The organism is Staphylococcus sp. GDH8C109P (assembly GCF_017893405.1).
Classification (GTDB): domain Bacteria; phylum Bacillota; class Bacilli; order Staphylococcales; family Staphylococcaceae; genus Staphylococcus; species Staphylococcus cohnii.
Map to the genome: position 1 here is coordinate 52,441 of NZ_JAESMX010000013.1, position 22,756 is coordinate 75,196.

Genomic DNA, 22,756 nt, shown 5'->3' on the forward strand with positions numbered 1-22,756 from the left:
CGATTTAAACACTCGGCAGAAGACACTATTTTTTCTTATTTTTAGTTATAATAACTTGAATAATAAAAACAATAAATCCAATGAAAATGCCTAAAAATATTGCTACAACTGCAGACACAAGCGGTGGAAATTGAAATTGATATTGTAATATTAAGCCTATAATGATTGCTATAACAATCGCAATAACTGTAATCATGTTCTCCTTAAATATACTCAAACTGTTCACTCCTATCATCTATGTATTATATCATGATTGCTTAATTACGTTAAAATAAAATAATGACTAATTAAAGTTTCATTTAATGCAAAAGATTAATTTTTATTTAAAATGAGCGTCTTGACGTAAACTTTAATTTTCTATATGATAATTTGGTATATTCATAAAAAGTGGGTGCAACAATGAAATCAACAAAGAAAATGACTACATTAATTATAAGTATAGTTGTACTAGGCGTACTTGCATTTCAGTTTATAAATGGAACTGGTCCATTTTCATCCAATGATACAAATAATAATGATGGAACAAAGGAAACTGAGAAAGTACATGTAGTGCGTGTAGTTGATGGTGATACATTAGTAGCAAATAATAGTCAACATGAACAAATTAAAGTGAGATTGATAGGCGTAGATACGCCTGAAACTGTAAAACCGAATACGCCAGTACAACCATATGGTAAGGAAGCATCTGACTTTTCAAAAGAACATTTAACCGATAAAGATGTCTTTTTAGAATATGATAAAGAAAAAGAAGATCGTTATGGTCGTACACTGGCATATGTTTGGCTGGATAAAGATACGATGTTTAATGAACTGTTAGTGGAAAAAGGATTGGCTAGAGAGAAATATTTTTCTCCAAATGGTAAATATAGAGAAAAGTTCGAAAAAGCAGAGCAGATAGCTAAAAGCAATAACGAAAATATTTGGAGTTAAAAATTTCAAATGATTAAAACATAAAAATGACCGATACATAAATATCCATTCTCAAAAAAGGAGAGCTAATCCAAAAGTGGTTAAGCTCTCCTTTATATTTACATCTTACGATTTTGACCATGCATGTTTGTCTGAGTATTTGATTGACTTAATCTGAGCTGGTAATCTCTGAACTTATATCATTATTATAAGTGATGACATGTCATAAAATCGTTAATGCAGTTTTTAATACTGTTTAATTAATTAGTGGAAATGTGCAAGTAGTTCATTATACTGCGACTCAGTTAATGATTCTTGCGCATCTCCAATCGTTTCACCAATTACTTCTTTTAGAGAAGACTTGGATGAAACTGTTTCTACAAAATCTTGTCTTTCTGTAGGTCCGTCAATTAAATTTACACTGCCATCTGTAAAGTAAACTAAACCAATATTTTGAATTCTATGATGCAATTGGTCTGCAATTCTATCTTCCAATGCTTTGGCATTTTTTGAAGACTGTTCATATGGATCATAATTATAAAAGTCATAAATAATAGAATTATTTCTAATTCTCTCTACAAATGTGTATGTTGTAGGTCGTGTAGATTGGAATTGACTATGGAATTGATTTGCAATATAACGGCCAACTGTTTGATTTACAGTATCATCGCCACTATTTTGTGTGTCATTTGTTGGGTCAACTGTGAAGTGGTAAAATGTTTTTTGCTTCCAGTTTTTTACATTAATATTAAATAAGCCTTTTTCGGTAATAACAATGTAATCGAAAGCTCTAGCATATTCAAACAAAGGATGTTTAACAGCTAAATTTCCAGTTGTTATAATATCAAAAAATGAAATTGAACCTTCACTTTGATATTGATTTAATATGTCATTTAAATCCTGTTTGGCTTTTCTTAATCCATGATGGTGTGTATCATTATTGACATTTTTTTCAAGCATTTGATTTTTTAAATATGTGTTTTCACGCGTAATGATACTAATTTTATTTATTAACTGATCTTTTGCATATGATTCAGTCTCAAGCTTATGATTCATCACTCTTCTTTCAATAATAATAACTAATAATAGTATTACAATAATTATTGCTAAAATAATCGGGAAAAACATTGGTATCATCCTAATCTTAATATTTTTAATAAACTATATTTTACTCTTTTATTTATATTAGTACAAATACAATTAACTAATAGGGTTAATATTAGTATAATCATATTTTTTAATTATAAGCAATTCCCACTTAATATATAAATGAGTGATATGATTTATTATAAAAATTATTGAATTTTAAAAATGATATATCTATTTAATTAGTGCTTAATTGGGTAATACATATATTATCTACTATACTTACTATAGAAAAGTCTGTTTGGAGGACATTGATTTGACTACGATGAAAAAATATATCAACTACATAATAGAAAACATTAATAATGAAGATGTTATTGCATTTGATAATCACCCAGTTACTTATCATATGATTGACGAACTATATGAAGCTAAATTTAAAATTTCAGTGATTTCTTTTTCAACTGATATCATAAAATATGTTGCAAGATACACTGATTTTAATATTATAATGCCAAATGGAAAGGTAGACAATGCACTACATATTATCACTGGTACGGATGTTATCCAAACTTTTGAGAGATATCGCATTCGTTATTATTTTGCAACTGCACCTTATATGATAGATAAAGCATTGTATCAAACATTGCCAGAAATTGCTGAAATTCAGTTAGCTTTATACAATCGTTCAGAAAAATTATTAATTGTTAACAGACCGGCGATTTTGAAACATCATCAGCGACAAGACTATAGCTATATTGGCGAATTTTAGATAAAAATGTGTTTAAATTCACATTTTTGTGCTTTTCACATTGAAAAATGTAGTAACAAATAATATAATGAATATTAATGGAAACGCTTACTTTTGATAGGAGGTACAGATTTGGCAGTTAGTAATGATAAAAATATTAAAGAAGTTGTAAAAAATTTAACTGAAAATGTACCTGAACTGTTTAAATATAATGGTGAAGTCGCAAAACAACTTTTTCTTCATGATGAGTTTAATTTAGACGATAAGGTAGATATTAGTGTTGAAAGAAAATATCTTGGTGAAGTTTTAAAGTTTATACCTAAAAGTAATACGATTGTTTTACATGATGGTAAAAATACAACTACTGATTTTACAAAGTTAGAATTTGCAGATGTCACTCATGCAAATATTTATATAAATGATGAGTTAATCATGACAATTATTGTTTATGATGTTGAAGATGATGAATGGATGTTCAGGTGGAATCACAATATTCGCTTACCCGAAAAACATATTTATTTTCATTCTATCAAATGGGATGTAGATTATATTAAACCTGAAATTGTATTAATGTATGAGTTACTGGATCCCATCGATTATCATCAATTACCAAATTATAGAAGTGTTATCGATTCGTTAAGTTATTATCAATTTGTTATTTTACGCTTAGTTGTCGGAGATGAACGTATTAATCAAGCACTTATATCAGAAAAAAAAGCAATTTAAAAACCCTTCAAATCATTCATTAGTATTCATTAACTTTCAAATGAGTCTATACGATTTGAAGGATTTTTTATCGATAAATAATTAGTGATTATTGTTTAAATATTCAAACAATTCTTAGTATAACAATATTCATAAGTAGCATTAACTGCTTTCTCTGCGTCTGTAACGTCGATTCCAAACATCATAGAAATTTCTGAAGCGCCTTGGTTCATCATTTTCAAGTTTATGTTTGATTCTGCAAGTGCGTGAGTAATTGTGCTTGCAGTACCAACGATTCTATGCATACCTTCACCAACCACCATTAGTATCGCTAAATCATGTTCAATGCTTAATTCATCCACATCACAATTTTTACGTATATCATTAAGTACTTGTTCCTCTTTGTTTTGTATCTCTTTAGAGCGCATGATGATACTAATGTTATCTATACCTGAGGGCATATGGTCAAATGAAATATTATAGTCTTCTAGTACGGCTAGTATTTTACGTGTAAAACCAACTTGTCTATTCATAAGGTACTTTTTAATATTTAATACTGTGAAATCTTTGTCGCAGCTAATGCCACTTACAATACTATTTGAGTCAATTTCTCTATCATGTCTAATATAAGTTCCTATATCATCAGGTCTGTTTGTGTTTTTTATAACGACAGGAATCCTGTCTTTGTGTAACGGTTGTAAAGCTTCATCATGGAATACGCCAAAGCCAGCGTAAGATAACTCACGCATTTCGCGATATGTAATTTCATTTATGACTTCAGGATTTTTAACAATAGAAGGATTAGCTCTAAAAATGCCAGAAACATCTGTAAAGTTTTCATATAAATCTGCTCTTACACCTCTTGCTACAATAGCTCCTGTTATATCTGAACCACCACGAGGGAATGTGACCACGTAATTTTGTCTAGAAATACCAAAAAAACCAGGGATGATTAATTTTTCTTTAAATGACCTCAAGTTATAAAGTGCTTCATACGATTGGTCTAAGATTTGAGCATTTTGAGGTAAATCTGTAACAGTAATACCAGCCTCTCCAGGAGAAATATAACGCGTCGGAATACCTTGGCTGTTATTATATTCTGCAATAATTTGAGCATTAAAGTTCTCACCACATGAAAGTAAAGCATCTAGGAGTCTGGATGGCTTTTCGCTCAATGTAGCTATGTAACTTTCTAAAGTTTCATCAATTGTTTTTAAAAGTGCATCACTCATATTGAGTTCGTTAATAATATCCTTGTAACGCTGAATGATTTCTTCTTTTTTAGAATTGTAGTCTAATCGTTCTATCACTTTTTCGTAAAGTCGAATTAATAAGTCAGTGGTTTTCACATCATCTTTATTTCGTTTTCCTGGTGCTGATACGACTACGATTTTTCGAGCTTCATCTGAATTAACAATGTCTAATACCTTTTTAATTTGCTCTGCATTGGAAACAGAGCTTCCTCCGAATTTAGTTACTTTCATAATGTTATACAACCTTTCTAAAAAATCAGAAAATTTAGTTTAGTTTTTATCACAGGAGTGATAATATATATATACGTTTTAAATATTCATAGACTTTACAAAAATAATGAATGAATTTATACTATACCATATTCAAGTATTTTTCAAATGTACAATTGTATTTTTTAGATAAACAAACGGAGGAATGAAGACATGAAAGAATTAAATGTAGCACTACTTGGTTTAGGAACTGTAGGTTCTGGTGTAGTAAAAATAATAGAAGAAAATAGAGAACAAATTAGAGAAACAATGAATAAAGATATTAATATCAGACATATATTAGTACGTGACAAGTCTAGAAAGCGTCCTATTAATACATCTAAATATAATTTAACAGAGAATATAGAAGATATTTTTGAAGATGAATCCATTGATATCGTTGTCGAAGTGCTTGGTGGAGTTGAGCCCACAGTAAAGTGGTTAAAACGCGCATTGAGTGAGAAAAAACACGTGATTACTGCAAACAAAGATCTTCTAGCTGAAAATTTAAGAGAGCTAGAGCATTTAGCGCAAGAAAATGATGTTGCTTTAAAATATGAAGCTAGTGTCGCAGGTGGTATTCCGATTGTAAATGCTATAAATAACGGTTTGAACGCCAATAATATAAGTAAGTTTATGGGGATTTTAAATGGCACATCTAACTTTATATTAAGTAAGATGACACAAGAAGAAACATCTTTTGAAGAAGCATTGGCAGAAGCACAACGTCTAGGGTTTGCTGAAGCAGACCCAACCGATGATGTTGAGGGGATAGATGCAGCACGAAAAGTTGTTATTACATCGTATTTATCATTTAATCAGGTGATTAATTTAGATGAGGTTGATAAATACGGTATTAGCGATGTCACGCTATCAGATATTAAAGTAGCTGATAAACTTGGATATAAAATTAAGTTAATTGGTAAAGGTACATATGAAAATGCTCAGGTTAATGCATCAGTCGCACCAACTTTGATTGATAAAAGCCATCAGTTAGCGTCAGTAGAAGATGAATTTAATGCGATTTATGTTATAGGTGATGCTGTTGGAGAAACAATGTTTTATGGTAAAGGTGCAGGTAGTTTAGCTACAGGGAGTGCCGTTGTAAGTGATTTATTAAATGTTACATTTAATTTTGATACTAATTTGCATACGCTACCACCGCATTTTGAATTGAAAACTGAAGAAACCAAAGAAATGATGAACGAAGAAGAAGATACGATTGTTATCAAAGGGAAAGAAAGTTATTATGTCGTGGTACAAACAGATGGAGAAGATGTAAATCAAGTTGAAACTTTATTGAAAGGGGAATTGCCTGTTCATAAATCATTAGCAGTTACTGAACGTGATGCACATACTGCTGGTGTAGTAATCATAGGTATTGATGAATCCCCGATAGCAACAATTCAAGAATCAGGTTATGTTGTACAGAAAATTTACCCAGTTGAAGGAGTTTAATGTTTATGAAAAATTGGCAAGGGCTTGTAGAAGAATTCAAGGAATATTTACCAGTAACAGCTGATACACCTAAAGTAAGTTTAAATGAAGGTCATACGCCTTTGATATACTGTGAAAACATGTCTGAAATGCTTGGTATTGAATTACATGTTAAATATGAAGGTGCAAATCCAACAGGTTCATTTAAAGATAGAGGCATGGTAATGGCAATGGCTAAAGCTAAAGAAGAAGGCAAGAAAATAGTGATTTGTGCTTCAACTGGTAACACTTCAGCTTCCGCGGCAGCGTATGCTGCAAGAGCTGGTTTAAAAGCGATTGTTGTTATTCCGGAAGGGAAAATTGCTTTAGGAAAATTGTCGCAAGCAGTTATGAACGGTGCGGAAATTGTTTCTATAGAAGGAAATTTTGATGAAGCACTTGAAATTGTACAAGAAGTGGCAAAAAATGGTGAAATTGCGCTTGTGAACTCAGTTAATCCTTATCGTATTGAAGGTCAAAAAACAAGTGCTTTTGAAGTGATTCAACAATTGAATGGACAAGCACCAGATATATTATCCATTCCGGTTGGAAATGCTGGTAATATTTCAGCATATTGGAAAGGATTTAAAGAGTATCATGACGCGAATGATACGCAACTTCCTAATTTATATGGGTTCCAAGCTGCAGGTGCATCCCCTATCGTTCAAAATAAAGTAGTGAAGCATCCAGATACAGTAGCTACTGCAATTAGAATTGGTAACCCCGCAAGTTGGGATAAAGCTAATCGTGCTTTAAAAGAATCAGAAGGTCTTATTGATAGCGTAACAGACGAAGAAATTTTAGAAGCATATCAGCTGATGGCTCGAAAAGAAGGTATATTTAGTGAACCTGCAAGCAATGCCTCCATTGCTGGTTTAATTAAGTTACACCGTGCTGGTAGGTTACCAAAAGGCAAACGCGTCGTGTCAGTGTTGACAGGTAATGGTTTAAAAGATCCAGATACAGCTATCTCATTATTAGATAATCCAATTAAACCACTACCAAATGATAGAGAAAGCATTTTAGAATATATTAAAGGAGCACTTTAGCATGAGTGTACGTTTACATTTAAAAATACCGGCATCTACTGCTAATTTAGGTGTCGGATTTGATTCTATTGGAATGGCTTTAAATAAATTTTTATATCTTGATGTGCGAACTAATCATAGTGATAGTTGGTCATTTAAACATATCGGGCCAAATGTTGAATCATTACCTACAGACGAATCACACTATATTTATCAAATTGCACAACAAGTAGCTAATAAATATGATGTGACTTTACCGTCTTTATCTATAGAAATGAGAAGTGAAATCCCACTAGCAAGAGGCTTAGGTTCCTCTGCTTCTGCGCTAGTAGGGGGGTTATACATAGCTAATTATTTTGGTGATATAGAGCTATCTAAATATGAATTATTGCAATTGGCAACTGAATTTGAAGGACATCCCGACAATGTAGCACCTACAATTTACGGTGGACTTGTCTTAGGGTACTATGATCCCGAAACAAAAGTGACGGATGTATCATATATTGATCCCCCAAAAGCTGATATTATCATAACAATACCATCAAATGAATTAAGTACGACACTTTCAAGGAATGTACTTCCGGAAACATTTTCACATAAAAATGCTGTTAGAAATAGTGCCATCAGTAATACAATGATTAGTGCTTTAATACAACAAAATTATGAACTTGCAGGCAAGATGATGGAACAAGACGGTTTTCATGAACCATTTCGTCAACATCTAATCCCAGAATTTCAAACCATTAAACAAATTGCAAAACAATATAAATCTTATGCTACAGTTATTAGTGGTGCAGGCCCAACTGTTTTAACCTTGATAGCACCTGAACGAAGCGGCGAATTAGTGAGAGAACTTAAACGTGAATTTACGAATTGTCGATCAGAACTCGTTACAGTTAATATCACTGGAGTGGAATCTGAAGTAGTATATTAGTTTGATTTATTTGTTATAATATAGTCTTGTAGAGGTTGAAAGGAGATAGCAAGATGGGATATAAATTAATAGTGATGGATATGGATGATACATTAATGACTTCTGATAACGAAGTTAGTGTTGAAACATCCCAGTATTTAATAGATATACAAGCGCAAGGTTATAAAGTCGTACTCGCTTCGGGTAGACCAACAGATGGTATGATGCCTACAGCAAAACATTTGAAATTAGACCAACATGACAGTTATGTCATAAGTTACAATGGTGGAAAAACAGTTAAAGTTTCTGATGAAAAAGTGGAAGTGAGTCGCACTGTGTCGAAGTCTGATTTTGATAGTATTGTAGACTTTTGTAGGGATCAAAAATTATTTGTTTTGACTTACCAAGATGGTTATATCGTATATGAAGGTGAACATGAATATATGAATATTGAATCAGAACTCACAGGCTTGCCAATGAAACAAGTGGATGATTTAAAAGCATATATTCAAGAGGACGTACCTAAAGTTATGGGGATTGATTATGTCCCAAATATTACAAGTATAAGAAGTGATTTAGACGGTCATTTTAATGAAAATATTGACGTTACTACAAGTAAACCGTTTTTCTTAGAATTTATGGCACAAGGTGTATCCAAAGGAAATGCTATCACTGAATTGTGTCAAAAATTAGATATAAAATTATCTCAAGTTATTGGTTTCGGTGATAGTTCAAATGATATATCGATGTTAAAAGTAGTTGGTAAAGCTGTTGCTATGGGCAATGCAAATGATGATGTCAAAGCTGTTGCTGATGAAGTTACTTTAACAAATGATAATGATGGCATCCCACATACACTAAAAGCTTTACTTAACTAACATATTTATTACTTAACTTTTATTTTTAAAATATTGGTCATGCAAATGATTGATAGTTTGATTCGAAATGCTCACATATAAGAAGTTAGGACATAAATCCCTATTCTCAAAATAAGAGGACAAATCATTAACAATGGATTTGTCCTCTTTATATTTAAAATCTTCCGATTTTTACCGTGCATGTTTGCCTGGGGTATGGCTCGAGCCTGTAGTCTCTCTCTCATACTACCCCCAGGCATCAGCACGGTACAAAGTCGTTATCAAGTATGTATTTTAGTATGAAAATAAGCGCATTATATATACTAAATAAAAATATTAAATTAAACGAAAGCGAAATAGTACATGATATTATTTTTTAAGAACGCAAATGATTATAAGAAATGTGGACAACTTAAATTAATATACCATTTATAAGTAATGCTAAATCATCAATATGCAGTATCTGACTAAGCTGATACATTAGAAATTTTTAACTAAAATATTCTGTTTGCATAGAATTAGTAGAAAAAATGCAACTGCAGTAAAAATTACAACTAAAAGCAAAGAAAATGGCAATTTCTATATAAAAATTAGAAATTGCCATTTTTGTAGGTTATTATTTAGCAGTATGAGTCCACTCATTTTTACCTCTATGTCTTTTAACATGAGCATAAACATTATCTGCAGCATAGTTTAAATTAGTATAAACTGTAATTGAAAACGCTGACTGATTTTCTTCAAATTCTTCTTCTGAAAATAATTCTTTAAGATGGCTAAAAAGACTTTCCATTTGTGAGTGATCTAAACTTGGATACTCTCTTAATGTGCGTTTGATTAATTGATCATGTCTTTCTTCAAGTGATTGTACAACAATAACGAAACGCTCGTCAGTTTCTAAAATATCGTCAAATAGGTTTGTTTGTCCAATCATAATTTCCACCTCTAAGTCATTAAATTATTAACTTCATTATACCTTAGTTTTAGGTATCTGAAAATATGATATGCTTTTAATTATTATAAATTCTCATGATTAAGGTTTATTTTTGAACAAGTAGGTAATAAATAAATGTAAGGTTTGTAATATTAAAAAAAGCACTGTAAAAGTATTTTAAAATACTTTTACAGTGCAATTCATTAATTATAATCATGTTCTTTTAAATCAATGTCTTCGAGTTTAACAATTTTAGTTTGTCGTATTAATTTATGAACAAAGTAAATGATAGCTAAAATAATCATCGGCGATAGGTTTCTAATTAAAACGCTCATGTCACCAGCTAAAATCGCACCAATTGAATTACCTATGAATAAGAATAATAATGCAATGATGACTATGATTGGCCCTAAAGGATAGAAGGGAGCTTTATAAGGTAGTACCTCATCAGGGTTCAATTTTTGCTTTTTAATCGCTGAACGCAGCCTGATTTGCGCTACGATACTAGAAGCCCAAACAACGATGACTAAAGAACCAATAATATTTAATAGTGAAAAGACGATATCTGATTTAAACTGAGCAATTATAATTATAAATAAAACAATGATAAAAGTTACGAACAATGATACCAAAGGTAACTTTGTAGTTTTATTTAATTTACCCAAAAATTTAGGTGCTTGTTTATCTTCTGCCATTGAGAAAAGCATTCTACTTGTAGTATAAATACCTGAATTCGCAGCAGATAATAATGAAGTTAAAATAACAGCATTAATAACCGAAGCGGCAAAGGCAATACCTACACGATCAAATACGATTGTAAAAGGACTCTGTGATACAGATTCACTTTTGTTTAATAACAATGGGTCAGTGTAAGGAATAATAGCTGAAATAACAGCAATTGATAAAACATAGAACAATAATATTCTCCAAAACACTTGTTTAATTGCTTTTGGCATTGAATGACTTGGATTTGAAGATTCTCCTGCTGTTACGGCCACCACTTCGGTACCGCCGACAGAGAATCCAGCCACAAGCAAAACACCCAAGAAGCCGGAGATGCCTCCTACAAAAGGAGCTTCTCCTGTTACGTAGTTGCCTAAACCATACGTCTTTCCACCTAAGATTCCTATAATCGTCAATACACCAATTACGATGAAAATAATTATTGTTGCAACTTTGATAAGTGATAACCAAAATTCTGTTTCACCGAAAGCTTTTACAGAGAAAATATTAAGTAAGAAAAGTATGGCAAGGAAGATAATACTCCAAGTAACTGGACTGAAAAATTGGAAGAAATCCCAATAATAAATTACACTTGAAGAGATAATAATATCAACGCTGGTAACTAGTAGCCAAATTGCCCAATATAGCCATCCCATGGTGAAACCTAGGGAACTATCAACAAAACGGGTTGAATAAGAACTAAAAGAACCTGAAACCGGATAAAAGGTGGCAAGTTCACCGATTGAAGACATTAAGAAATATAACATCACGCCAATAATCAAGTAAGCTAATATTGCACCACCTGGTCCTGCTTGTGATATTACACTTCCAGTAGCTACAAACAAGCCTGTGCCAATTGCACCACCAATTGCTATCATAGAAATGTGTCTAGAATTAAGACCACGGTTCATATTGTTTTGTGCCATAATACAGTCTCCTATAGTCTATTGAATTTTAAATATATTCTCCATTTTAATGGTTTTGTGATTTAAGAGCAATGCTTTTTATGACTTTAAAGCCATAAAATATTCAAATATTTTGAAAATTGTTATTTTATAGATGTATTGTGAGTTGCTTTTACAAATATTATAGATTAAAATAAATACTAGGTAATAATTATTATTAATAAGAAAAAGCGGGGGAAATATTATGAGTAACAAGAAAAAGTTGACGAGCCTATTTGGCGCACCAATTTCAGATAGAGAAAATAGTATGACAGCAGGCCCTAGAGGACCACTATTAATGCAAGATTGGTACTTTTTAGAGCAAATGGCTCATTTTGATAGAGAAGTTATTCCAGAAAGACGTATGCATGCAAAAGGTTCAGGTGCATTTGGTACATTTACAGTTACAAATGATATTACGCAATATACTTCAGCAAGCATTTTTTCTGAAGTAGGTAAACAAACAGAAATGTTTGCACGTTTTTCAACAGTAGCAGGTGAAAGAGGTGCAGCTGATGCTGAACGTGATATTCGTGGATTTGCATTGAAATTTTATACAGATGAAGGGAACTGGGATTTAGTAGGAAATAATACACCAGTGTTCTTCTTTAGAGATCCGAAATTATTTGCAAGTTTAAACCACGCAGTGAAACGTGATCCAAGAACAAATATGAGAAGTGCACAAAACAACTGGGATTTCTGGACATCTTTACCTGAAGCATTGCACCAAGTAACAATTTTAATGTCAGACCGTGGTATTCCTAAGGGCTTTAGAAACATGCACGGATTTGGCTCTCATACTTATTCTATGTACAATGATAAAGGTGAACGTGTTTGGGTAAAATTCCACCACAGAACGCAACAAGGTATTGAAAATTTACAACCTGATGAAGCAGCTAGCGTAATTGCTGAAGACAGAGAATCATCACAACGTGATTTATTTGAAGCAATTGAAAATAAAGACTATCCAAAATGGAAAATGTATATCCAAGTTATGACGGAAGAACAAGCGCGTAACCATAAAGATAATCCGTTTGATTTAACAAAAGTTTGGTATAAAGGAGACTACCCACTAATAGAAGTTGGAGAATTCGAATTAAATCGTAATCCAGACAACTATTTCCAAGATGTTGAACAAGCTGCTTTCGCACCTACAAATATTGTACCTGGTATAGATTTCTCTCCAGACAGAATGCTACAAGGTAGACTATTCTCATATGGTGATGCACAACGTTATAGATTAGGTGTGAATCATTGGCAAATCCCAGTTAATCAACCTAAAGGTGTAGGTATGGAAAATATTTGTCCATTCAGTCGCGATGGCCAAATGAGAATTATTGATAATAATCAAGGTGGCAGTACTCATTATTATCCAAATAGTGATGGTTCATTTGAAGATCAACCTGAATTTAAAAAACCTGGTCTAAAAATTGAAGGTGAAGCATATGAATATGATTTAAGAAAAGATGATGATAACTACTTCGAACAACCAGGTCGCTTATTCAGATTACAATCAAAAGAACAACAAGAACGTATTTTTGAAAATACAGCTAATGAAATGCAAGGTACTACTTTAGAAGTACAACATCGTCATATTCGTCACTGTTATAAAGCGGATAGCGAATATGGTAAAGGTGTTGCAAAAGCACTAGGCATCGACATTAATGATGTAGATTTAGAAATTGCCGATTAATAAAATATACCTTATTATACACACGCATATTTACGCTTTAACGTTGTAAGGAATTATATAAAATAATTAATTTATGACAATAAATTGATATATATGTAGTACGTGTATGATTTTAAGCGGATGATTTTTACGATATAAAGTAAAAATCATCCGTTTTTATAATTGTTTATACTAAGTCAATGTAATAAGTATTGCTTTGGTTTTATTAATTTTCCACATATAAAAAACTACAAAGTCAGAGTCTTTGTAGGTTGTCAAAGGTTGTTAACTATCACTCTCATCATATGATGAGAGTGAGTGATGAACAGTCATTTATTTCTCAATCGCTCAAAAATAATTATCGAGTTTTGATACCTAAGAAATTTTGTGAATAGAAATGCATTTTACCACAATTATTACATAATAAAGTTATCGTAGGTGTTGGGTCATTGCCTAAAGAAGCAGTTAACAATGGTAGGAAATAATGTCCGTTTAATATTTCAATATTTGGATGTCCACAGTTACATATACTTTTATCTTTTGTTTTCTCCGTTATTGAATCTATAATGTGCTTTTTTTGCTCCTTTGTAATATGACGATTTTCCATATGAAACGCCTCCACAAATTTAATATACTCTATCTATTATAAGGCTTAACAACCTTTATTAGTAGTCTCTAAACCTATTTAAAAGTGTTAATTAAGTACTTTATTGTTAAATAACTATTAATTTTGATTAATAAATTATAATTTGAAATAAATTATAGTATTTTTGTGCATGTAAAGATTTTAAATCACAATTCATCTCCAATGTTTCAATTAACATTAAAATATTAAAATAGGCTACAAAATTCTCATGATCAAAATAATAAACTTATCATTTTCTTACAAATATGATATATGTTCGGCGTTTTTTACCATTTAAAATATAAAAAACGTCAATTCTATAGTAAAGAGATAGAATTGACGTTAATACTAAGTCTAAGATGTTTATATCCCAGACAATTAGTTTGAATGTCGTATTAAAAAGATAATGAAAGCACAGAATTATTTTGTTTCACGATGTAAAGTGTATTTATTTAATCGTGGACAGAATTTTTTAAGTTCAATTCGTTCTGGGTTATTACGCTTGTTTTTAGTGCTAATATAATTACGATCACCACACTCAGTACAAGCTAATGTTATATTTACGCGCAAAGTTAACACCTCTTTCTTAACAGGAATCATTACGTTTTAAAATAATATCATATTCTTTCATTAATTTCAATAAGAGTGATCTTTGAAAAATCAGTAGTTAATGAATGTTAAATTTCTAATCATTATGTGAATGTCAGTAATTTAAATATTTTAGTTTGATAAATAAGAAGAATGTGTTATTATACAAAACGTAATAATTACGATTTGTAAAAGGAGAGAACATTATGGCAAAAAAATCTAAAATTGCTAAGGAACAAAAAAGAGAACGTTTAGTAGCACAATATTATGAATTAAGAAAAACGTTAAAAGAAAATGGTGATTATGAAGCATTAAGAAAATTACCAAGAGATGCTTCACCAACAAGACTGACACGTAGATGTAAAGTAACGGGGCGTCCAAGAGGTGTGCTGAGAAAGTTTGAAATGTCACGTATTGCGTTTAGAGAACATGCACATAAAGGACAAATTCCTGGCGTGAAAAAATCAAGTTGGTAATTTAGGACTTTAGTTCATTTACATTTAGGGAAAAAGCATGTATATTAACTATTGGTAAAGATAAATAAAATGTCATTGTTCGGAAATAACTATCATATGTTTAAGCATTTCTATTTAGAGTTATGAATTTTATTTGAAAATCTTACCTTTAAATACTATTTTATTAATAAATGTTAGGGGTTTATCTAATTATGAAGATATTTGATTACGAAGATATACAGCTTATTCCAAATAAATGTATTGTTAATAGCCGTTCAGAATGTGATACTACTGTAAAATTTGGTCCAAAATCATTTAAATTACCAGTGGTACCTGCAAACATGCAAACAGTAATGAATGAAACATTAGCAGAATGGTTCGCTGAAAATGATTACTTCTATATCATGCATAGATTCGATGAAGAAGCACGTATACCATTTGTAAAGAAAATGCATGATAAAGGGTTATTTGCTTCAATTTCAGTTGGTATTAAAGACCGTGAATTTGATTTTGTAGAAAAATTAGCACAGGATAATGTGATTCCTGAGTATATTACAATTGATATTGCACACGGGCATTCTGATGCCGTTATTAATATGATCAAACATATTAAAAACCACATTCCTGAAGCATTTGTTATTGCAGGTAATGTTGGAACGCCAGAAGGTGTTCGTGAATTGGAAAATGCTGGTGCAGATGCAACTAAAGTTGGTATTGGACCAGGTCGCGTTTGTATTACAAAAATTAAGACAGGATTTGGCACAGGTGGTTGGCAATTAGCTGCGTTGAACCATTGTAGTAAAGCTGCAAGAAAACCGATAATAGCTGATGGAGGTATCAGAACGCACGGTGATATTGCTAAATCAATTCGATTTGGTGCATCAATGGTTATGGTAGGCTCTTTATTTGCAGCACATGAAGAATCTCCTGGTGAAACTGTTGAATTAGATGGAAAAATGTATAAAGAATATTTTGGTAGTGCGTCTGAGTTCCAAAAAGGTGAACACAAAAACGTTGAAGGTAAAAAAATGTTTGTTGAACATAAAGGTTTATTGAAAGATACATTAAATGAAATGCAACAAGATTTACAAAGTTCTATTTCATATGCGGGTGGCGATGATTTAAATTCATTGACTAAAGTAGATTATGTTATAGTAAGAAACTCCATTTTTAATGGAGACAGAGACTAATAAACTAGTAGGTGTAAAAAATTAAACGATTTTTATTATATGTAATTGTACTTCTTTGTATCGTTTTAATTGTTCCAATCAAAGAATTTACACCTTTAGAAAATTTGCAACAACAATTTAAAGCAAAAGTAGATAGTTGGACATCATCCGAACAGTCACAAACTCAAAATGCTTTGAAAGTACCTGATGAGCAAGAATTTGCTTTGAATAATATTCAAATGAATATGTCGAAGGCTGAAGTTGAAAGAAAACTAGGTAAAGCAAAACGCGTTACTTCAAATGAATTTGGTACACAATGGTATGCGTATTATTCGGAGAATTATAGAAGCTTTATTATGGTAAGTTATATTAAAGGTAAAGTGAACGGACTATACAGTAATCAAAATGTTATTTCTTCAAAATCTAAAATTAAATATAGTACTCCTAAAGATATAGTTAGAGAACGATTAGGTGATCCGATAACTACAAAACGTAAAGGTCATTTGAGTATAGACGTTCGCGATAATGAATTTGATAATTTTAAAAAAGACAATATTTACACGACAGCTTTTTATGATAAGCATAATGACAACAATCTCACTGCGCTATTATTAGTAAGTGAAAAAATGGAGAATCGACTTCAAAATCAATATGCAACGCCTTCGCGTAATTTAGCAAAAAGTTTTGAACTCCAAAATTTTGATTTGGTCAATGCTGAAAGAGTACAACATGGGTTAAATACATTAGATTATTCTGAATCTATCTCTGATACAGCACGCAAACACAGTAATGATATGGCAGAGAATAATTATTTTGACCATAATAATCAATCTGGGGATTCACCATTTGATAGATTAGAACAAGATGGACATGATTTTAATACAGCTGGCGAGAATTTAGCTTATGGTCAACCAAGTAGCATTTATGCTCACCAAGGATTAATGAACTCTTTAGGTCATAGAAAAAATATTCTTAAAAAAGAATTTAATACTTTAGGTGTCGGCGTTGACTTTAATGAACATAAACAACCTTATTGGACTGAAAATTATACGGGATAGTGTTTATGCATTGTTGAAAAGGGTATCTATATTCTGTGAGGATGAGGTATTATGACAACAAATAAAAAAGATCAAACAGAAGATATACTAGAAAAAGGGAAAGATGTCTTAGAAAAAAATGACAATAAATAAGAGGCTACGCTATAAGCGTAGCCTCTTATTTATTGAGAGTGTCTTTATCTATAAAATTAAATTTCTCTAAATAGGCCGACAACTTTACCTAAAACAGCAACTTGATCTAAATAGATTGGCGACATTGTACTATTTTCCGGCTGTAAACGGTATCGCGTTTTTTCTTTGTAAAAACGCTTGACTGTAGCTTCATTGTCCTCAGTCATTGCTACAATAATATCACCATTTTCAGCAATAGTTTGGCTTCTTACGATAACTTTATCTCCATCTAATATTCCCGCTTCAATCATGCTATCACCAACAACATTTAAGATGAAAATATCGCTGTTATGCGTTGAGGTGAAATGTTCGGGTAACGGAAAATACTCTTCAACATTTTCAACAGCAGTAATAGGTATACCTGCTGTTACTTTTCCAATGACTGGCACGTGAATTGTAGATTCCATATTCACGGTTTCACCTAATTGTTCGGTAACAATTTCAATTGCACGTGGTTTAGTTGGATCTCTTTTTATATAACCTTTTTCTTCTAGTCTAGATAGATGTCCATGCACAGTTGAGCTAGATGCTAAACCAACAGCTTCACCAATTTCTCGAACACTTGGCGGATAACCCTTTGAATGAACAGTCTGTTTAATATACTCAAAAATCTCATTTTGTCGCTTAGTTAATTCTCTCATAATAGGCACTCCCTACGTTAATTTGTTTTTATTATAGCATGTATTATTAATGTTTACAAACGTTTGTTCGTTTTTGTGTTGACAGAGAACAGATGTTCTGATAAAGTTTAAGTACAAACAAACGTTCTAGGAGTGACTTATATGTTTAAACTATCTATATATCAAATTAAACCTTATATTACAGTATTGCTAGTTACAATGATTTTAAGTACTGTATTTATATTAAGTGCTTATTATAATACAAAATCAGAACAAACGTACGAAATGACAGATCATCAAATCACAAATATTTCTACAAAAGACGAACAGTACCAAATGAATTCAGATGAAAAAAGCGAACGGACGCTCAATCAATTTTTAGCAAAAGCCAAATAAAATATTAAGCCAACTGTATTGTGAAAGTGAATTTATTTAGTAGAATGGTAAAGTAAGCGTAACTATTTAGTTTCGCTTATTTTTTTGTTATATTTTCTATATTATGAATTACGGAGGTTTATTATGGCGAAAAATGATGCCGTAGATATTAAGCGTATAAATGAGTTAGCAAAAAAGAAAAAAGAACAAGGATTGACTGAATCTGAATCAAAAGAACAATCGAAATTAAGAAAAGCATATTTAGATTCCTTCCGACAAAGCTTTAAAAAACAAATTGAAAGTACAAGAGTTATTGATCCTGAGGGCAATGATGTAACGCCTGAAAAGGTGAAAAAAATATTAGATTCTAAAGATAAAAAAGATAATAACTAAATCAATTTTTTGTTAAATAATTACTAAATAAGGTATAATAGTAATGAAACTTGCTATAAGAAAGGAAGTCATTTAGATGAATAAAGAAAAAGATCAATTAGCAATAGATACGATAAGAGCCTTAAGTATCGATGCTGTTGAACAAGCAAACTCAGGTCACCCTGGATTACCAATGGGCGCAGCTCCAATGGCATATACATTATGGACACGCCACTTAAATTTCAACCCCCAATCAAAAGATTTCTTCGATAGAGATCGTTTTGTATTATCTGCAGGCCATGGTTCTGCATTGTTATACAGTTTATTACACGTTTCAGGTAGCTTAGAATTGGATGAATTAAAACAATTTAGACAATGGGGTTCAAAAACTCCAGGTCATCCAGAGTTTAGACATACAGATGGTGTTGAAGTAACAACTGGACCATTAGGACAAGGTTTTGCTATGTCTGTAGGTATGGCAATGGCTGAAAAACATCTCGCTGGTAAGTTTAATAAAGAAGATGCTAATGTAATAGATCATCATACTTACGTGATAGCATCTGATGGAGATTTAATGGAAGGTATTTCACATGAAGCAGCATCATTAGCTGGTCATACACAATTAGATAAACTTATTGTATTATATGACTCAAATGACATTTCTTTAGATGGAGATTTAAACAAAGCATTTTCTGAAGATGTTAAAACGCGTTTTGAATCATATGGTTGGAAACACATTTTAGTTAAAGATGGTAATGATATAGATGCTATTGATAATGCTATTAACGAAGCTAAAACTGCAGATGTACCAACAATCATTGAAGTGAAAACAATCATTGGTTATGGCGCGCCTAACAAACAAGCTTCTCATGGCGTACACGGTGCTCCATTAGGTGAAGAAGAAAGAAAATTAGCTTTAGAAAACTATGGTTTGGATCCTGAAAAACGCTTTAACGTACCGGATGAAGTATATGAAATTTTCCAACAAACAATGTTAAAACGTGCTAATGAAAAAGAAGAAAACTGGAATAAACTTGTTGAAACATACAGTAAAAAATATCCAGAATTAGCTGAAGAATTCAAATTAGCTATCAGTGGTAAATTACCAACGAACTACTCAAACGAATTACCAGAATTTGAAGCTGGCCATAGTGGTGCTTCACGTGCAGATTCTGGTGAAGTAATACAAGCGCTAAGTAAAACAGTCCCTTCATTCTTTGGTGGTTCAGCTGACTTAGCAGGTTCAAACAAATCTAACGTTAAAGATGCGGTTGACTTTGATAAAGATACACCTGAAGGTAAAAATATTTGGTTTGGTGTACGTGAATTTGCAATGGGTGCTGCAGTAAATGGTATGGCAGCTCACGGTGGTTTACACCCATATGGTGCAACTTTCTTCGTATTTAGTGACTATTTAAAACCAGCACTTCGTTTATCAGCAATCATGGGATTAAATTCAACATTTATTTTTACGCATGATTCAATTGCAGTTGGTGAAGATGGCCCTACACATGAACCAATCGAGCAATTATCTGGTTTACGTGCAATTCCAAATATGAATGTTATTCGTCCTGCAGACGGTAATGAAACACGTGTAGCTTGGGAAGTAGCAATGGAATCAGAAAATACGCCTACATCTTTAGTATTAACACGTCAAAACCTAACAACAATGGACTTACCTAAAGAAACTGTTGAAGAAGGTGTGCGTAAAGGTGCTTATGTAGTGTTTGAATCAGATAAAGATCCAGAGTACTTACTATTAGCTACAGGTTCAGAAGTTAATTTAGCTATTGAAGCTGCTAAAGATTTAGAAGGACAAGGTAAAGGTGTACGTGTTGTATCAATGCCTAACTGGAATGCATTTGATCAACAATCCGATGAATATAAAGCATCTATCTTACCTGCTTCAATTACAAAACGTATTGCTATTGAAATGGCATCATCATTAGGTTGGCATAAATATGTAGGTACTGAAGGTAAAGTGATTGGTATTGATGGATTTGGTGCAAGTGCGCCTGGCGATTTAGTAGTTGAAAAATATGGTTTCACTAAAGAAAATGTTTTAAATCAAATTCAAACGTTCTAATTATTAAGAAAAAAAGATAGTTAATATTTTTGGTATGAGAGCTTTTGTTCTCATACCAATTTTTAATTATAAATAAAGATTGGATTATATTTACAAACTGAAATTATAATTGATATAATACATAAGGTTGGAAATATAAATTAAATGAGTCACTCTTGAAAAGGAGTGGTTATTTTAGTAAAATGCATTAGGATAGGAAAGTGGGTGAAACAATGGCAACTTGGTTAGCAATTTTATTAATCGTGTTAGCACTAATTCTAGGTCTAGTCGGTGGATTTTTCCTTGCGAGAAAATATATGATGGATTATCTGAAAAAGAACCCACCAATTAATGAAGAAATGCTACGAATGATGATGATGCAAATGGGTCAAAAACCATCTCAAAAGAAAATAAATCAAATGATGACAATGATGAATAAAAATCAAGACGACGCATTCAAGAAGAAGAAATAACGTCTTGTGAAAAGCTGATGATTACTACCTACTAGTAAGTCGTCAGCTTTTTTGGTTTGGACAAATGCCTATTATATTTAAAAAATGAGAATATAACCCTGGTTCGATCATATAAATGTGATGCTACTTAATTTTGTCATTTGCAAATCATACTTTAATGATTCGAAATTTTATAGATGGATTATGTTTTTTTAAATGGACATTAAAATAATTAAAGTGATAGTGAATGTAATTTATTTTTTAAATATTCAGTAAATATTTGATTGTAAAATCATATTTGTTATAATTTGTATATATAAGGGAGGTATTAATAAGTGAAGAGTGCTTATGACATGGAAGACAAAGAAGTTTTAGATCGATTAGCAAATATGCATATTAACTTTTCTACTGATGAAGCTTTCAAAGAATATCATAACGCGATGCAAATTCATGATATGAATTATCTTAGATATACTTTAGAAAATGCATTGTGAGCTTGTGATACAACACGCGCTATTTAAATAGCAATGAATAAGATAAGTCTGAAACAAGGCTTATTTTATTTTGAGTAATTTTCTATCAATACCTCCCGACGTTGACATTAATCTTTTGACGCTATATCACCTATACATAATTGAATTTTTGAAATATGCAGAAAAGGCTAAATAACATGCTATACACAACAAATGAAAACATATTAAAATTACTGAATGTTAAATAGTAAAATGATATACTATTTGAGGTGGAGATTAAGCCAGTAACATAAAGAAGGTGTAAGCATGTTATATTTAGTTTTTTCTATAGTTGTAGCTTTTTTAATGGGTATTGGGGTAATCGTTGTAAGAATGAAAGCGCAGCAATATCCAGTAAATGAAAAGAAAATTATTTTACCGCCATTTTTCATGGCAACAGGTGCATTAATGTATGTGGTACCTTATTTCAGGTTAACGGGTATGGAAATAATAGAGTGCATCGTATTAGGTGTTCTTTTCTCAACGATATTAATTTGGACTTCTCGATTTGAAACATCCGGTAGCGAAGTATACATGAAGCGGTCTAAAGCTTTTCCTATTATCTTAATTTCACTGTTGTTAATCAGAACAATTTTGAAAATATTTATAAGTAATAAAATAGATCCAGGTGAAATTGGGGGCATGTTTTTCTTACTTGCTTTTTGTATGATTGTACCTTGGAGATTGGCTATGTTATATCAATATAAAAAAGTTAAGAAAACATTAATTAAATAAGCAAAAGAAGTAATAATTATATTTGAGTAATTGAATATGCTTAATACTCAAGGGCTACTAAA

25 protein-coding genes are annotated in these 22,756 nt (G+C 31.6%); 17 read left to right on the plus strand and 8 right to left on the minus strand.

What is annotated here, in order from left to right; genetic code table 11:
* Positions 1–25 precede the first annotated feature (25 nt).
* Positions 26–217, minus strand: coding sequence for a LapA family protein (locus KA867_RS05095; RefSeq protein ID WP_210137220.1), 192 nt, complete (start codon positions 215–217; stop codon positions 26–28).
* 182 nt (positions 218–399) lie between these two features.
* Between KA867_RS05095 and nucI the strand changes: the two genes are divergently transcribed.
* Positions 400–930, plus strand: a complete 531-nt coding sequence (gene nucI / locus KA867_RS05100; RefSeq protein WP_210137221.1) for a thermonuclease NucI — start codon at positions 400–402, stop codon at positions 928–930.
* Between the two features lie 243 nt (positions 931–1,173).
* Here the strand turns inward: nucI and KA867_RS05105 are convergent, their stop codons facing one another.
* A complete protein-coding gene (locus KA867_RS05105; protein WP_210137222.1) occupies positions 1,174–2,037 on the minus strand; it encodes a hypothetical protein in 864 nt (287 codons plus the stop codon).
* A 283-nt stretch (positions 2,038–2,320) separates the two neighbouring features.
* On the opposite strand from KA867_RS05105, the gene KA867_RS05110 reads away from it, so the two are divergent.
* Both KA867_RS05110 and KA867_RS05115 read left to right on the plus strand, forming a co-directional pair.
* Positions 2,321–2,767, plus strand: a complete 447-nt coding sequence (locus KA867_RS05110) for a sugar phosphate isomerase family (protein WP_245355922.1) — start codon at positions 2,321–2,323, stop codon at positions 2,765–2,767.
* A 111-nt stretch (positions 2,768–2,878) separates the two neighbouring features.
* Positions 2,879–3,472 (plus strand): hypothetical protein, encoded by a 594-nt coding sequence (locus KA867_RS05115; RefSeq protein WP_210137224.1) that lies wholly within the window; start codon positions 2,879–2,881, stop codon positions 3,470–3,472.
* 95 nt (positions 3,473–3,567) lie between these two features.
* On the opposite strand, the gene KA867_RS05120 is transcribed toward KA867_RS05115, so the two are convergent.
* Positions 3,568–4,935, minus strand: a complete 1,368-nt coding sequence (locus KA867_RS05120) for an aspartate kinase (RefSeq protein WP_210137225.1) — start codon at positions 4,933–4,935, stop codon at positions 3,568–3,570.
* Positions 4,936–5,127: 192 nt separating this feature from the next.
* On the opposite strand from KA867_RS05120, the gene KA867_RS05125 reads away from it, so the two are divergent.
* The 4 genes from KA867_RS05125 to KA867_RS05140 are packed head-to-tail and all read left to right on the plus strand — an operon-like array spanning position 5,128 to position 9,248.
* Entirely contained in the window at positions 5,128–6,411 is a 1,284-nt protein-coding gene (locus tag KA867_RS05125; RefSeq protein ID WP_210137226.1) for a homoserine dehydrogenase, read from the plus strand.
* A 5-nt stretch (positions 6,412–6,416) separates the two neighbouring features.
* Positions 6,417–7,478: a threonine synthase gene (gene thrC / locus KA867_RS05130; RefSeq protein ID WP_210137227.1), complete on the plus strand. Its 1,062-nt coding sequence runs from the start codon at positions 6,417–6,419 to the stop codon at positions 7,476–7,478.
* 1 nt (position 7,479) lies between these two features.
* Positions 7,480–8,391: a homoserine kinase gene (gene thrB, locus KA867_RS05135; RefSeq protein ID WP_210137228.1), complete on the plus strand. Its 912-nt coding sequence runs from the start codon at positions 7,480–7,482 to the stop codon at positions 8,389–8,391.
* A gap of 53 nt (positions 8,392–8,444) precedes the next feature.
* Positions 8,445–9,248 carry a Cof-type HAD-IIB family hydrolase gene (locus KA867_RS05140; RefSeq protein WP_210137229.1) on the plus strand — a complete coding sequence of 268 codons (804 nt, stop codon included), beginning with the start codon at positions 8,445–8,447 and terminating at the stop codon, positions 9,246–9,248.
* Between the two features lie 595 nt (positions 9,249–9,843).
* Here the strand turns inward: KA867_RS05140 and KA867_RS05145 are convergent.
* On the minus strand, positions 9,844–10,158 hold the full coding sequence (locus KA867_RS05145; protein WP_019467809.1) for a hypothetical protein: 315 nt from the start codon (positions 10,156–10,158) through the stop codon (positions 9,844–9,846).
* 203 nt (positions 10,159–10,361) lie between these two features.
* Positions 10,362–11,807, minus strand: coding sequence for an amino acid permease (locus KA867_RS05150; protein ID WP_210137230.1), 1,446 nt, complete (start codon positions 11,805–11,807; stop codon positions 10,362–10,364).
* A gap of 223 nt (positions 11,808–12,030) precedes the next feature.
* On the opposite strand from KA867_RS05150, the gene KA867_RS05155 reads away from it, so the two are divergent.
* Entirely contained in the window at positions 12,031–13,518 is a 1,488-nt protein-coding gene (locus KA867_RS05155) for a catalase (protein ID WP_210137231.1), read from the plus strand.
* 337 nt (positions 13,519–13,855) lie between these two features.
* Here KA867_RS05155 and KA867_RS05160 read toward each other — a convergent pair whose 3' ends face one another.
* Both KA867_RS05160 and rpmG read right to left on the minus strand, forming a co-directional pair.
* Entirely contained in the window at positions 13,856–14,104 is a 249-nt protein-coding gene (locus KA867_RS05160; protein ID WP_210137232.1) for a hypothetical protein, read from the minus strand.
* Between the two features lie 438 nt (positions 14,105–14,542).
* Positions 14,543–14,692: a 50S ribosomal protein L33 gene (gene rpmG / locus KA867_RS05165; RefSeq protein WP_017724369.1), complete on the minus strand. Its 150-nt coding sequence runs from the start codon at positions 14,690–14,692 to the stop codon at positions 14,543–14,545.
* A 224-nt stretch (positions 14,693–14,916) separates the two neighbouring features.
* On the opposite strand from rpmG, the gene rpsN reads away from it, so the two are divergent.
* The 3 genes from rpsN (at position 14,917) to KA867_RS05180 (ending at position 17,392) form a co-directional block, all read left to right on the plus strand.
* Positions 14,917–15,186 (plus strand): 30S ribosomal protein S14, encoded by a 270-nt coding sequence (rpsN, locus tag KA867_RS05170; protein WP_210137233.1) that lies wholly within the window; start codon positions 14,917–14,919, stop codon positions 15,184–15,186.
* A gap of 191 nt (positions 15,187–15,377) precedes the next feature.
* Positions 15,378–16,355, plus strand: coding sequence for a GMP reductase (guaC, locus tag KA867_RS05175; RefSeq protein ID WP_210137234.1), 978 nt, complete (start codon positions 15,378–15,380; stop codon positions 16,353–16,355).
* A 20-nt stretch (positions 16,356–16,375) separates the two neighbouring features.
* Positions 16,376–17,392, plus strand: a complete 1,017-nt coding sequence (locus KA867_RS05180) for a CAP domain-containing protein (protein WP_348634802.1) — start codon at positions 16,376–16,378, stop codon at positions 17,390–17,392.
* 188 nt (positions 17,393–17,580) lie between these two features.
* Here the strand turns inward: KA867_RS05180 and lexA are convergent, their stop codons facing one another.
* Entirely contained in the window at positions 17,581–18,204 is a 624-nt protein-coding gene (lexA, locus tag KA867_RS05185; protein ID WP_019467990.1) for a transcriptional repressor LexA, read from the minus strand.
* A gap of 141 nt (positions 18,205–18,345) precedes the next feature.
* On the opposite strand from lexA, the gene sosA reads away from it, so the two are divergent.
* From sosA to KA867_RS05215, 6 genes are all read left to right on the plus strand, one after another.
* Positions 18,346–18,579: a DNA damage-induced cell division inhibitor SosA gene (gene sosA / locus KA867_RS05190; protein WP_210137235.1), complete on the plus strand. Its 234-nt coding sequence runs from the start codon at positions 18,346–18,348 to the stop codon at positions 18,577–18,579.
* A 123-nt stretch (positions 18,580–18,702) separates the two neighbouring features.
* Entirely contained in the window at positions 18,703–18,951 is a 249-nt protein-coding gene (locus KA867_RS05195) for a DUF896 domain-containing protein (protein ID WP_019467988.1), read from the plus strand.
* Positions 18,952–19,027: 76 nt separating this feature from the next.
* Entirely contained in the window at positions 19,028–21,016 is a 1,989-nt protein-coding gene (gene tkt / locus KA867_RS05200; protein ID WP_210137236.1) for a transketolase, read from the plus strand.
* A gap of 212 nt (positions 21,017–21,228) precedes the next feature.
* Positions 21,229–21,468: a YneF family protein gene (locus tag KA867_RS05205; RefSeq protein ID WP_019467986.1), complete on the plus strand. Its 240-nt coding sequence runs from the start codon at positions 21,229–21,231 to the stop codon at positions 21,466–21,468.
* A 314-nt stretch (positions 21,469–21,782) separates the two neighbouring features.
* Entirely contained in the window at positions 21,783–21,941 is a 159-nt protein-coding gene (locus KA867_RS05210; RefSeq protein ID WP_210137237.1) for a hypothetical protein, read from the plus strand.
* 285 nt (positions 21,942–22,226) lie between these two features.
* Positions 22,227–22,694 carry a CcdC family protein gene (locus KA867_RS05215; RefSeq protein ID WP_019467984.1) on the plus strand — a complete coding sequence of 156 codons (468 nt, stop codon included), beginning with the start codon at positions 22,227–22,229 and terminating at the stop codon, positions 22,692–22,694.
* Positions 22,695–22,756: the final 62 nt, after the last annotated feature.